At 53.8% G+C, this 13,829-nt stretch carries 11 protein-coding genes; 1 reads left to right on the forward strand and 10 read right to left on the reverse strand.

Going from position 1 to position 13,829, the window contains the following annotated elements:
• Positions 1-32 precede the first annotated feature (32 nt).
• From J4377_RS11935 to yrfG, 8 genes are all read right to left on the reverse strand, one after another.
• Positions 33-530, reverse strand: coding sequence for a disulfide bond formation protein B (locus J4377_RS11935; RefSeq protein ID WP_038486044.1), 498 nt, complete (start codon positions 528-530; stop codon positions 33-35).
• Positions 527-2,167: a glutamate--cysteine ligase gene (gene gshA, locus J4377_RS11940; RefSeq protein ID WP_253485741.1), complete on the reverse strand. Its 1,641-nt coding sequence runs from the start codon at positions 2,165-2,167 to the stop codon at positions 527-529. Before gshA ends, J4377_RS11935 begins: the two co-directional genes overlap by 4 nt.
• 142 nt (positions 2,168-2,309) lie before the next feature.
• Complete coding sequence (locus J4377_RS11945; protein ID WP_253485743.1) at positions 2,310-4,685, reverse strand: Tex family protein; 2,376 nt, start codon at positions 4,683-4,685, stop codon at positions 2,310-2,312.
• Between the two features lie 684 nt (positions 4,686-5,369).
• A complete protein-coding gene (gene msrB, locus J4377_RS11950) occupies positions 5,370-5,867 on the reverse strand; it encodes a peptide-methionine (R)-S-oxide reductase MsrB (protein ID WP_038486050.1) in 498 nt (165 codons plus the stop codon).
• Positions 5,868-6,007: 140 nt separating this feature from the next.
• Positions 6,008-7,564, reverse strand: a complete 1,557-nt coding sequence (locus J4377_RS11955; RefSeq protein WP_038486052.1) for a phosphoenolpyruvate carboxykinase — start codon at positions 7,562-7,564, stop codon at positions 6,008-6,010.
• A 310-nt stretch (positions 7,565-7,874) separates the two neighbouring features.
• The gene (hslO, locus tag J4377_RS11960) at positions 7,875-8,750 is read right to left on the reverse strand and encodes an Hsp33 family molecular chaperone HslO (RefSeq protein ID WP_038486054.1); all 876 of its coding nucleotides are present in this window, start codon (positions 8,748-8,750) and stop codon (positions 7,875-7,877) included.
• A gap of 58 nt (positions 8,751-8,808) precedes the next feature.
• Positions 8,809-9,198 (reverse strand): ribosome-associated heat shock protein Hsp15, encoded by a 390-nt coding sequence (hslR, locus tag J4377_RS11965; RefSeq protein WP_038486056.1) that lies wholly within the window; start codon positions 9,196-9,198, stop codon positions 8,809-8,811.
• Positions 9,198-9,875, reverse strand: coding sequence for a GMP/IMP nucleotidase (yrfG, locus tag J4377_RS11970; protein ID WP_038486058.1), 678 nt, complete (start codon positions 9,873-9,875; stop codon positions 9,198-9,200). The genes hslR and yrfG overlap by 1 nt, the downstream gene beginning before the upstream one ends.
• Before the next feature lie 70 nt (positions 9,876-9,945).
• Between yrfG and nudE the strand changes: the two genes are divergently transcribed.
• The gene (gene nudE, locus J4377_RS11975; protein ID WP_038486060.1) at positions 9,946-10,560 is read left to right on the forward strand and encodes an ADP compounds hydrolase NudE; all 615 of its coding nucleotides are present in this window, start codon (positions 9,946-9,948) and stop codon (positions 10,558-10,560) included.
• 179 nt (positions 10,561-10,739) lie between these two features.
• Here nudE and J4377_RS11980 read toward each other — a convergent pair whose 3' ends face one another.
• Positions 10,740-11,792, reverse strand: a complete 1,053-nt coding sequence (locus tag J4377_RS11980) for an oxidoreductase (protein WP_253485744.1) — start codon at positions 11,790-11,792, stop codon at positions 10,740-10,742.
• Between the two features lie 110 nt (positions 11,793-11,902).
• Positions 11,903-13,747: a dihydroxy-acid dehydratase gene (gene ilvD / locus J4377_RS11985; protein WP_253488150.1), complete on the reverse strand. Its 1,845-nt coding sequence runs from the start codon at positions 13,745-13,747 to the stop codon at positions 11,903-11,905.
• Positions 13,748-13,829 lie beyond the last annotated feature (82 nt).

A 13,829-nucleotide genomic window follows, 5' to 3' on the forward strand; every position in this document is an offset into this window, starting at 1 on the left:
GACCATGTTTTTACAGACCATGTTTTTAAAGACTATGTTTTTAAAGACCACAGAATACGCAGAGGCGCAATCGCGAGCAATAAAAAGCCGATCAAGGTCCATGCAGGCAGCGACAGGCCTAAGAACATGAAATCGATGTCAGCACACTCACCAGAGCCGGTAAGCACCATGGCAACCACTTCTTGCATCGGCAAGATATCCATCATGTACTCAAGGCCTGGGCCACAGGTTGGCACTTCGTCAGCGGGCAAGCCTTGAAGCCATACATGCCTTCCGGCAACAAAAGCACCGGTACCTACTGCGGCTAAGCTCAGCAAACCGTAGATAGCTTTGCCTACTTTGCCACTTGGGTTATGAAGTGCAGCGATACCTAGCACCAGCCCTGCGGCAATCACCGCGACCCGCTGAAAAATACACAACGGGCAGGGTTCCAACCCCATAATATGCTCAAGCCCCAAGGCTACCGCCATCATCAAAACACAAAAGGCGAAGCCCGCTAACGCGATAGGGCGAACTGCTAATGATGTCATTGACCATCCTCTGGTGAAATAGCAGACAGCGCTCTGGACTCACGCGCTTTGGCAAAGTAAGTGCTTAGGAACTCACTAAAGCTCTCTTGATCGGCTTCTTCAATATCGTGCTGTTGTTGGTGCGAGGTCTCGATCAACTGAGCAAGCAGTGCTTCACGAGAACGTAGCATGGGCGTGGACTTAAGCTTGTCGGCTTGCTCTTGAGCCAATTGCAACAGCGTATCGCTGAGCGAGCCATTACCAGCTTCCAGGCGCGCCAGTAGTTGCGCTGAGGGAGTTAGAGAAGGATCTTTCAGCCGCGGCGATAGCTCAGCGAGTGCCGACGCATGAGGAGTACTCTCTTCTACAGCATCCAATAGGCGTGCCACTTCAGCCATTTCCGCAAAAATCTGCTCGCCCCACTCCTTCACAGTCGTCGTTTTGCCGTTATGGATCAGCTTCAGCGCTGGGTCACGCCCACGCTCAACGACGAAACGGCGATTGTCGTCTAAGCGGTCGCACTCTTCGTCTGAAATCCACGGGCTATCGCTTAATAGACACCACATTAAGAAGGTATCAACAAAACGCATCTGAGCCTCGGTGACACCTAGCGGGTCGAATGGATTAAGATCCAAACAGCGTACTTCGATGTACTCCACCCCACGCGCTTCCAGGGCTTGACTGGGCGTTTCGTTGTGCTTGGCGACTCGTTTAGGGCGAATATCGCTGTAGTATTCGTTTTCAATCTGCAAAATATTGGCGTTTAACTGCTGCCACTCGTCGCCGTTCTTCACGCCCAGCTTTTCGTAGTCTGGCCACGGAGTGGAAATAGCGTGCCGTAGCGTGTTGACGTAGTTGGACAACGAGTTAAAGCAGATTTTAAGCTGCGACTGCACTTTATTCTGATAGCCCAAATCCGACATACGTAGCGTGGTCGCATAGGGGGCGTAATAGGTGTCGTCGCTCAGCGACTGCAGTTTTTCAGGCACTGTACCAGTTGGCAGGAAGCTTTTGTCGATGGCGGGTGATGCGCCAAATAGGTAGAGCAGCAGCCAGCTATGACGACGAAAATGCCGAATCATGCCGAAATAACGCGTAGAGCGATAATCGTTAAAAGGAATATTGGTGGCTTTTTCAAGCTCACGCAGGGCATGCCACATATCATCGGGTAGCGATACGTTGTAATGCACCCCGGCGATAGCCTGCATAATACGCCCGTAGCGCACATCCAACCCTTTACGATAGACATGCTTCATGGTGCCCACATTGGAGCTGCCGTAGTCGGCAATCGGTACGCTATCGTTACCGGAAAGCCGGGACGGCATGCTGCCTGGCCAAATCCACTCATTTTCCAAGTGGTGATAGGTAAACGTGTGCAGGTCTGATAAAAATGCCAACGCCTCTTTTGGCTCTGAATACACCGGTGTGATGTACTCCAATAGCGCTTCGGAGTAGTCAGTGGTGATATGCGGGTGGGTTAGTTTTGAACCCAACGCGTAAGGGTGCGGCGTTTGAGCAATATGGCCATTGGCGTCAACGCGCAGGCCCTCTTTTTCCACCCCGCGACGCAGGCGACCTAGACGCCCTAAACGCGCGCTAGGGAGCAAACGCTCAACCTGGGCGGTCAGTGTGGATGGCACAGTGAGAGGTTCAGACAAGGTGAACACTCCTTGTTAGTAAGGCCTGCTTAAAGCAGGCCTTGTTGAAATCAGCTGGCATCGCCATGCGGTTTATCACGTTTTTTTACCGAGAATAGACAGCAGGATATGGCGGCAACCATTAAATATTCAAGACGCGCGACTATTTGCCCTGCTTTGCTTTAAGCAGTGCTGCGCCGAGCGCGCCCATTGGTGCCGCTGCTTCGCTGGACTTTCCTCCCTGGCGTTGACCACGACCATTCTGTCCAGAACTAGCCGACCGCTGGCTACGTGCAGGCTTACGAGACTCGTCGTTAGTGGAGTTTGCAGCGGCTTGCGCCTGTTCTGGCTCATCATCCAAACGCATTGAAAGCCCTACCCGCTTGCGGGGGATATCCACGCTCATCACCTTAACGGTAACGATATCGCCTGCTTTGACTACACTGCGGGGGTCATCGATAAAGCGGTCAGAGAGCGCTGAAATATGCACGAGCCCGTCTTGATGAACGCCAATATCTACAAAGGCACCGAAGTGGGTCACGTTGGTGACGGTACCTTCCAGCACCATGCCCAGCTTCAGGTCTTTGAGTGTTTCGACGCCTTCACGGAATTCAGCCGCCTTAAACTCAGGGCGCGGGTCGCGTCCTGGCTTATCCAGCTCTTTGAGAATATCGCTGACGGTAGGAACACCAAAACGCTCATCAGCGAAGTCAGCGGGCTTCAGTGCTTTTAGCGTTGCACTATCACCAATCAGGCCTTTTATATCTCGACTATTCTGCTTGGCAATACGCTCTACCAGCGTATAAGCCTCTGGGTGAACAGCACTGGCATCCAGCGGATTTTCGGCGTTGCTAATGCGTAAAAAACCAGCACACTGCTCAAACGTCTTTGGTCCAAGGCGGCTAACTTCTAACAGCTCTTTACGGCTCTTGAAGGCACCTTGAACGTTGCGTTGGGCAACAATATTTTCAGCAATGGCAGCACTTAGCCCAGCAACACGTGAAAGCAATGCGCTAGATGCCGTATTGAGATCCACACCGACGGCGTTAACGCAGTCTTCTATCACGACTTCTAGACTACGTGACAGCTGCACCTGGGAGACATCGTGCTGATACTGACCAACACCGATAGATTTCGGCTCGATTTTCACCAGCTCTGCAAGCGGGTCTTGCAGGCGGCGAGCAATAGAGACAGCACCGCGCACAGTGACATCAAGATCCGGCAGCTCGCGGGAAGCGTATTCCGACGCGGAGTAAACCGACGCACCAGCCTCAGACACCATGACTTTACTTAAACGATGCTCGGGTGCTAACGCCTTCAGCAGATCACCTGCCAGCTTGTCGGTTTCACGACTGGCGGTGCCATTGCCAACGGCAACGAGTTGAACGCCGTGCTGTTTAACCAGCTTAGCGAGCACATTGAGCGATTCGTCCCAGCGATTCTGCGGCGCATGGGGGTAAATCGTCGCTTGGTCGATAAATTGACCGGTAGCATCCACCACCGCAACCTTGCAGCCGGTTCTTAGACCCGGGTCAATCGCGAGAGTCACTTTTTGCCCTGCAGGCGCTGCCAGCAAAAGGTCTTTCAGGTTGGCGGCAAACACCTCGATAGCAGTCAACTCTGCCTGCTCGCGCAGGCGACCCAACAACTCGGTTTCAAGCGCGGTATAGAGCTTCACACGCCACGTCCAACGCACTACTTCGCTCAACCATTTGTCGGCGGGGCGGCCTTCATCGCTAATACCCACTTGTTTGGCAATAGCGACCTGGGCCGGATGAATTGGCGCGTCCTCTTCGCCAGGCAGACGAATCGCCAGACTTAGAATGCCTTCGTTGCGACCACGGAACATAGCCAGCGCACGGTGAGATGGCACCTTGGCAAGTTTCTCGTCATGTTCGAAGTAGTCAGAGAACTTTGCGCCCTCCTGCTGCTTGCCATCTAGCACGCGGGCACTTAGTTCGCCCTCTTGCCATAACCGTTCACGCAATCGGCCAATAAGTTCAGGGTCTTCGGCGAAGCGTTCCATGAGAATTTGCTTAGCACCATCAAGGGCGGCTTTGGCATCTTCAATGGCTGGAATATCGCCTTCTGCAGGGCGCAGGTACTGCGCTGCTTCGCTTTCGGGATTAAGCTGCGGATTGGCCAACAGGGCATCAGCCAGTGGCTCTAGGCCCGCTTCACGGGCAATTTGAGCTTTCGTGCGGCGCTTTTTCTTAAACGGTAGGTATAAGTCTTCTAGGCGCTGCTTCGTCTCAGCTGCCTGAATCGTTGCTTTTAGCGTGGCATCCAGCTTGCCTTGCTCATCGATAGCCGCTAGTACGGCTTCACGGCGCTCTTCCAGCTCGCGCAAATAGCGCAGGCGCTCATCCAGTTGGCGCAGCTGAATATCATCGAGGGCACCCGTTACCTCTTTACGATAACGAGCAATAAACGGCACGGTAGCGCCACCATCCAGAAGCTCTACCGTTGCGGAGACCTGTTCAGGCCGTACGTTTAGCTCAGTGGCTAAGCGTGAAATAATGCGTTGTTTGACATCCATAACGTGCAACTAACTCATGCAGCATTCGAGGTGCCGACAAGGTACCACAATCGCACGATGCTGGCATGAATTGGCCACGATGGGGAAGCTGCCCTCGCGGGTGCGCTTCGCTTACCACGCGCTACAACACCACTGAGTTCAATGGCTGCATCCCTGTAGCGCGGTGTAACGAGTCTTGCGAGGGACGAGCAAACGAGGCACCCGCGACACTCCATGGGCACATGATCAACTCCAGCACCGCTTCGCACTACCCTCGCGGGTGCGCTTCGCTTACCACGCGCTACAATCCCACTGAGCTCAATGTTTGCGTCCCTGTAGCGCGGTGTAACGAGTCTTGCGAGGGACGAGCAAGCGAGGCACCCGCGACACTCCATGGGCACATGATCAACTCCAGCCTTCGCACTACCCTCGCGGGTGCGCTTCGCTTACCACGCGCTACAATCCCACTGAGCTCAATGTTTGCGTCCCTGTAGCGCGGTGTAACGAGTCTTGCGAGGGACGAGCAAGCGAGGCACCCGCGACACTCCATGGGCACATGATCAACTCCAGCCTTCGCACTACCCTCGCGGGTGCGCTTCGCTTACCACGCGCTACAATCCCACTGAGCTCAATGGTTGCATCCCTGTAGCGCGGTGTAACGAGTCTTGCGAGGGACGAGCAAACGAGGCACCCGCGGATAGTGTTTTATGCAGGCACAAACCGCAGTGCTACACCGTTGTTGCACCAGCGCAAGCCGGTAGGCTCTGGACCATCACCAAAGACATGACCTTGATGACCGCCGCAGCGCGCGCAGTGATATTCTGTGCGTGGCCACACCAGTTTGAAATCCAACTTGCTTAACAAATGGCCCTCAACATGCTCGAAAAAACTGGGCCAACCGGTGCCAGAGTCATACTTCATCGCGCTGGTGAAAAGTACAAGATCGCACCCAGCACAGCGGTACTCACCTTCCCCAACCTCTCCGTCCAGTGGGCTTGAAAAGGCGCGCTCAGTTCCCTCTTCGCGGAGCACGTAAAAGGCTTCATCAGTCAGGCGTTCACGCCATTCGTCTTCGCTTAATTCAAGCTTTTCAAGGCCAGGAGCTGCTTTAAGGTCTAATCGCGGAAAGCCAAACGAGACGCCAGGAAGAACACCTGCCAATCCCGTTAGCCCCGCAAGACCCAAAAAGTGACGACGCTTCATTTGCGCACCCCTTTAACACGTCAAGGACATAGACACAAAAACGGGACGGCGCCTTAGCACCGTCCCGTTTTGACTACTTGACTGCCTAAACGTTCGATTAGTTATTCAAACGTTTGACAACCTTTACCCTATCGTACATATCAGGTTAACTGCGGACCTGCCTTGATAATTGCCTCGTTAACACCTTCAAACTTCTTAAAGTTATCAACGAATTTGGTGGCAAGATCTTGCAGGTGACGATCGTAGGCATCTTGGTCAGCCCACGTTTCGCGAGGATTGAGCAGGCTAGAGTCGACACCCGGCACGGCTACAGGCACTTGAAGGTTAAGGCCGTCGATGTGCTGGGTTTCAACATCACGCAGCACGCCGGACTGAATAGCACTGATTATGGCGCGAGTAGTTGGGATAGAGAAACGTGAGCCACCTTCACCGTAGGCACCACCTGTCCAACCGGTGTTGACGAGATAAACCTGAGCATCTTTTTTGTCTACCCGCTTGATCAGCAGGTCGGCGTATTCACGCGCAGGACGCGGGAAGAACGGCGCACCGAAGCAGGTAGAGAATGTGGCAGCCAAGCCTTCAGATGAACCCATTTCGGTAGAGCCCACTTTCGCAGTGTAGCCTGACAAGAAATGGTACGCGGCGGCTTCTTTGGAAAGAATCGATACGGGCGGCAATACGCCAGACATATCGCAGGTCAGGAAGACGATAGCGTTAGGCTCACCAGCCAGGTTCTCCGGTACACGCTTTTCAACGTGCTCTAGCGGATAGGCGGCACGAGAGTTTTGAGTCAGGCTGTCGTCGGCGTAATCCGGCTCGCGACGATCGTCAAGAACAACGTTCTCCAGCACGGTACCAAACTTAATCGCGTTCCAGATAACTGGCTCGTTCTTCTCAGAAAGGTCGATACACTTAGCGTAGCAGCCACCTTCCATGTTGAAGACGATACCGTCGCCCCAGGCGTGCTCATCATCGCCAATCAGGTAGCGCGCTTGGTCAGCGGAAAGCGTGGTTTTACCCGTACCTGAAAGACCGAAGAACAGGCAGGTTTCGCCGTCTTCACCAACGTTTGCAGAACAGTGCATCGGCAGAACGTCAGCTTCTGGCAACAAGTAGTTCTGCACAGAGAACATTGCTTTCTTCATTTCACCGGCATAGCGCATACCAGCAATCAATACTTTGCGCTCGGCAAAGTTAATAATGACACAGCCATCAGAGTTGGTGCCGTCGCGGCTTGGGTCGCACTCAAAGCCCGCAGCGTTCAGAATCGTCCACTCATCTTTAACCGCTGTGTTGTATGCCTGCGGGCGCACAAACATGGTGCGGCCAAACAGGTTTTGCCAAGCCGTTTCTGTGGTAACACGAACGGGTAAGTAGTGTGTGTTATCACTGCCGACATGCAGTTCGGCTACGAAGTGCTCACCGCTACCCAGATAGTCTTCTACACGTGCCCACAGCGCTGAAAATTTCTCAGCATCAAACGGGCGGTTCACGCTTCCCCAGTCGATGCTATCGCGAGTAGAGGGCTCGTCGACGATATAGCGATCTTTCGGTGAACGCCCTGTGCGCAGACCGGTGTTTACCACCAGCGCACCGTTAGCCGACAGGCGGCCTTCACCACGGGCCACGGCGCGCTCGATCAGTTCGGCGCTGCTAAGATTAACGTGGGCTTGGGGAGCGGCTTGAGTCGTGGTCATGTCGATTCCTGGGTCTCGAATTTACCGGGCGTCAACGACGCCTTGAGAAATCATCTCAGCCGCTTATTGTTTCCAATACCATGGGCTGAGTGCGCTGAAGTCCGGCGCATTATGGCAAAAAGAAAGCCCCCAGGAAACGGGGGCTTTCATCAAATATCTTGTAGTTAAACTACTACAATGACACTACATTTTGTGTTGCAGCGCAGTATATTTTCAAACAACCGTTCGGCAGACATCCTATAGGCTTTGCTATGACTAGCGCGGTATCTATACGACTTCAATACTCATGCCATCATCTGCGACTACACAATCAATGAATCACCGGGGGTGGCGCGTCCGGATTTTCTAATAAAATTTCAATATCTGCGGCTGTGTAGTGATATTTCGTGTGGCAAAAGTGGCATTGCGTATCGATTGCGCCTTCTTCACGCAAAATATCGCGCAGTTCCTGTTCGCCAAGCGTGTATAACGCATGACTCATTCGCTCCCGCGAGCAGGTGCAACCAAAGCGTAGTGCTTTCGGCTCGAACACTCTAACCGTCTCTTCGTGATAGAGCCGATACAGCACTTCGCGCTGCTCCAGCCCCAGCAGCTCTTCAGCCTTAATGGTTTCAGCGAGATGAACGCTGCGCTCCCAAGCATCAACATCTTGATTTTGTGAGGCGTCAGGCAGGCGCTGAAGCAGCAGCCCACCTGCACGCTCGCCGTCAGCCGCGAGCCAAAGGCGTGTTGGCAACTGTTCTGATTGGCCAAAGTAGGCTTCTAGGCAGCCCCCCAAGGTAGCGTGATCAAGCGCAACAATACCTTGATATCGATGCCCTTCCCTTGGATCTAGGGTAATCACAATTTGGCCTTCCCCCACCAGTTCTCGGAAACTGGCATGTTCGCTGGGCAGCACAGCGTCTTCCGCGATTCGCGCGATCGCACGCAGCTCACCACCGGGGTTGGACTCGGCCATTAAGAGTGCAAGCGAGCCTCGTCCACGCACTTCAATGCTTAAGGTGCCGTCTAGTTTTACCGTGTCCGTTAGCAAAGCGACCGCCGCCAGCAGCTCACCCAGCAATTCATTAACCGCTGGTGGATAGGCGTGACGGTCTAACACCTCATGATAGGCAGTGCTGAGCGTGACAATTTCACCACGCACGTTGGTTTGGTCAAACATAAAACGTTGGATTTGATCAGACATAAGGAAACCGCCGGAGAAGTAGAGAGAAGGCTTACCGCCATGACGAATAAATGCGTGTTCAATCGCCCTGTTGGCGCTGGAAGCGCTGGATATCACGCCGCTGTTTTTTATCAGGGCGTTTGAGTGGGTGCTGCATGGCTTCATTGGTGAGACGACGAGCTTCAGCTTCTTTGGCTCGACGTTGCACGCTTTCCTCGGTTTCAGCGTAGAGCTTACGCGCTTCTGGCGCGCCGCGACGCTGGTCGGAAAGCGAAATCACTTCCACCTCAAAAATATCCCACCCTTGGGGAACGCGAATAAGCGCCCCCAGCTCGACATTTTTGCTGGTTTTTACGCGGCCACCGTCATAGTGGACCTTACCGCCTTCTATCGCTTTTTTAGCCAGGGCACGGGTTTTGAAAAACCGTGCGGCCCATAGCCACTTATCCAAGCGAACGCTGTCGCTCATTAACGCTCTCCTCGCTGCCCTGGCAGGTTATCTGGCAGCAGTTGGGCAAACCGGTCTAGGGCAATAAACTCCTGCAGTTCTTTTTCAGGCCGCTGGCTATTTGGCTGCTTAATACCCAGTAAGTGTTTAATACCAAACTCACGGGCACTTTCGAGTACGCGTGCGTTATCATCGATAAACAGCGTACGCGCTGAATCAAACGGTTCTCGCTCTTGAAGCGCAAACCAGAAAGCCTGCTCCTCTTTAGCAGCCCCCACATCTTCTGATGAGATGATGGCGTCGAGGTAGTTTTCCAACCCTGTCAGCGGTAATTTTAGCGCGAGGCTGGCACGGTCTGCGTTGGTCGCTAGAATGACACGGGGGTGGGCTTGCTTAAGCCAGGTTAAAAAGTCTAACGCGTCGCTACGCAGGCCTATCAAGTGTTGTACTTCGCGTTTCAGCGCCACGATATCCACACCGAGCTCGCGGCTCCAGTACGCAAGGCTGTACCAGTTCAGCGTGCCCTGTTCACCGATAATTCGCGCACGCAGCGCTTCTTGGCTCGCTGCGTCTAGCTGATGAAGCTCAACATAGCGTTTTGGCAGGTGCTCTAGCCAGAAATGGCTATCGAAGTGCAGATCCAGCAGCGTGCCATCCATATCGAGTAGGACAGTATCAATCTCGCGCCAATCAATCATTGCCGCTCCAGTATGAAAGAGTAAGCATGCTATTGTAGCGTAACCCGTTTTTTGCAGCCACGGAGGCATGATGTCACTCCACGACGCTTCAACAGGCAATACCCCACATGACTACCTGAAAAAGCCGCAAATCTTGGCGCGAACCAACGTCGCCAAAAGCCGTTTATTCCAGATTGAGTCGCTTGACTTGCGCTTTTCTAATGGTGAAGAGCGCCAGTTTGAACGTTTAACCGGCGCAGACCGAGGCGCGGTAATGATTATTGCCATGCCCGATCCAGAGCATGTACTGCTTATTCGTGAATATGCGGCGGGCTTTGAAGATTATGTGCTGACGCTGCCAAAGGGGCTAGTTGATCCCGGCGAAGATATTGTCACTGCAGCCAACCGCGAGCTAATGGAAGAGTGCGGCTTTGGCGCGCATCGCATTGAACCGCTGGTGGAGTTATCGCTTGCGCCTAACTATATGCGCCACCGCATGCAGGTACTCATCGCCACCGATCTTTATCCCAAGCGCCTGCCGGGCGACGAGCCAGAGCCGTTGATTGTCGAAACCCATGCCATTGAAGAACTGCCGGCACTGCTATTACGTGACGACTTCCACGAAGCCCGCGCCATAGCCGCGCTCTATATCGCAAGGGATAAGCTACGCGAAGAGAAGCGCAATAGCGCAATGGATTTACTGTAAAGCGTTAACGGTCAACTCCGTTAGCGCGGTCGCGGGTGCGCTGACGCTTACGCCGCGCTACAAAACCCGTCAACTCAATAAGTTATGTAGCGCGTGGTAACGAATCTCGCGAGGAACGAGCGAATGAGGCACCCGCGGAAGGTAGCGGAACGACGCCCAGAGGCAGCCGTCCCAACTGCTTACAAATGGTGTTTTAGCGGTATCCAGCGGCGTTGGCGGTGGCTGTCTAGGCCAGCTTCCAAGAGCGTCATGCTCCGTAGCGCATCGTCAATATCAACAGGCAGTGGCGTTTTATCGCGGATCGCGACGGCCACGCCTTGATAGTAAGCCAGGTAGTCACCCGCCTGGGTAGCATGCTCATGACGCACTAGCGGTGCTTCTTCTCCGTCGCCCTCGCGAAGGGTCAGCGTACCAGGGGCGTCAGCACCCCAGGCAGGCGTTGGCACCTCTCCCGCTTTTAAGCGATCCTCTTGAGGGTCTAGACCGTATTTAAGGTAGCTACCTTTCGTTCCATTAATGCGGAAGCGCGGTGTTGATTCGGCAACCAGCGTGCCAGCGCTGAGGCTAACGCGACAGCCGTCGTACTCCAGCAGCGCTAAAAAGTCATCATCGGCTTTAGCGTCATCTCTGCGCACACCCAGATCTAGCATGATGGCATTTGGCATCCCAAACAGCTCACAGGCTTGGTCAAGCAAGTGAGGGCCTAGGTCATACCAAATTCCCCCACCTGGTGTGGCTTTTTCGCGCCAGCGGTCACGAACTTCAGGACGAAAACGATCAAAACGCGACTCAAGCCCAGTGACACGGCCTAACGTGCCGGCTTCAAGCAGCGCTTTAATAGTAAGGAAGTCACTATCCCAACGGCGGTTATGAAATACCGACACCAAACGCTCTTTATCAATCGCCAGCGCTTTTAGCTGCTTGGCTTCTGAAAGTGTAACGGTAAACGGCTTATCGACGACTACGTGTTTACCCGCCATCAACGCTGCTTTGGCGAGTGGAAAATGCGTGTCATTAGGTGTCGGGATAACGATGAGGTCAATATCGCTGCGCTGACATAACGCCAGTGCTTGGCGCTCAACCTCAACATCCAAGTCAGCATGCACTTTGGCGGCATCGCTAGAGGATACTGCGACTAAATCCAGGCCTGCCGTTGCCTGAATGAGTGGCGCATGAAACGTTTTACTCGCAAATCCATAGCCAACGAGGCCAACGTTGATAATCGCCTTCATTACATTCCTTAGTCGTTTTGACGGTTTGCATTGGGCATAAAGCAGCTCACATAAAGCAATCCACATAAAACAGCCCGCTTTGCACGGGCTGTTTTACATAGTACCTACACCTAGTCGAGCTTGGAAAGGTCGCGAACCGCACCTTTGTCTGCTGACGTGGCCAGCAATGCGTAGGCTTTCAGTGCGGGAGTTACCTTACGAGGCCGCTGCTCGACGGGCTTCCAGGCGTCTTTGCCTTTAGCTTCCATCGCCTCGCGACGCTTCGCTAATACTGAATCAGGTAGTTGCACGTTAATCGTACGGTTGGGAATATCAATCAGAATGGTATCGCCCTGCTCAACCAAACCAATCGCGCCACCTGCCGCCGCTTCGGGGGAAACATGGCCAATGGAAAGCCCAGAAGTCCCGCCAGAGAAGCGGCCATCCGTCAACAATGCACAGGCCTTACCCAGCCCTTTGGATTTTAAGTACGAGGTCGGATAGAGCATTTCCTGCATGCCAGGACCGCCTTTAGGGCCTTCGTAGCGAATGACCACTACATCGCCCTCTTTGACCTTACCGTCCAATACATTGGCCACTGCTTGATCTTGGGACTCAACGACGTGGGCTTTGCCTTCGAACACGAGAATCGAATCGTCAACGCCTGCCGTTTTAACCACGCAACCATCGAGGGCGATGTTGCCGTAAAGCACAGCCAAACCGCCTTCTGTTGAGAACGCATGCGCTAGGTCGCGAATACAACCGGTAGCACGATCGCCATCTAGGCTTGGCCAGCGGGCGCTTTGTGAGAAAGCGGTTTGGGTTGGAATACCACCAGGGCCTGCTTTAAAGAACTCGACCACCTCAGCGTTTGGCGAGCGCATAATATCCCACTCTTCCAGCGCCGCTTTTAGGCTATCGCCGTAAACAGTTGGCACTGACGTGTCCAGCACTCCCGCACGATCCAGTTCGCCCAGAATAGCCATAATGCCACCCGCACGGTGAACATCTTCGATATGGTATTTCTGGGTATTGGGTGCCACCTTACATAGCTGCGGCACTTCCCTAGAGAGCCGATCAATCTCCGCCATGGAGAAGTCGACTTCCGCTTCTTGGGCCGCCGCCAGCAAATGCAAAATTGTATTCGTAGATCCGCCCATGGCGATATCTAACGTCATGGCATTTTTGAACGCTGCTTTGTTACCAATCGCACGGGGCAGCAGGTGGGCTTCTTCGCCTTCATAGTAGCGCTTGGCCAGCTCTACAATGCGATGGCCAGCGGTTTCAAACAGGCGCCGACGGTCTGAATGGGTCGCCAGCACGGTACCATTACCAGGTAGCGCTAAGCCTAATGCTTCCATTAGACAGTTCATCGAGTTAGCGGTAAACATACCCGAGCAACTGCCGCAGGTGGGGCAAGCACTGCGCTCGACTTCAGCCAGAGTTTCATCATCAACGCTATCGTCAGCCGCCATAACCATGGCGTCGACCAGATCTAGGCCGTGATCTAGCAGCTTGGTTTTGCCCGCTTCCATGGGCCCACCCGAAACAAAAATGACCGGAATATTGAGGCGCATAGCAGCCATCAACATCCCAGGGGTAATTTTGTCGCAGTTGGAAATACACACTAGCGCGTCGGCACAGTGGGCATTACACATGTACTCAACGCTATCAGCGATAATATCGCGGCTGGGCAGCGAATAGAGCATGCCGTCGTGCCCCATAGCGATGCCATCATCTACCGCTATGGTGTTGAACTCTTTAGCCACACCGCCGGCTTTTTCAATTTCACGGGCGACCAATTGGCCCATGTCTTTTAAGTGAACATGGCCCGGTACAAACTGGGTAAACGAGTTCGCAACCGCAATAATAGGCTTATGGAAGTCGTCGTCTTTCATACCTGTAGCGCGCCAAAGGGCGCGGGCGCCGGCCATATTACGGCCGGCGGTGGTCGTACGGGAGCGATACTCGGGCATGGTGTCCTCTTCTACGTCTTTATCGTGGCCTACCGCATTCTTGGCGACAGGCAAGTGAATCCAGCGGCCTTAGATTGTGGCA

The organism is Halomonas sp. XH26, assembly GCF_024138895.1.
GTDB classification, from domain to species: domain Bacteria; phylum Pseudomonadota; class Gammaproteobacteria; order Pseudomonadales; family Halomonadaceae; genus Vreelandella; species Vreelandella alkaliphila.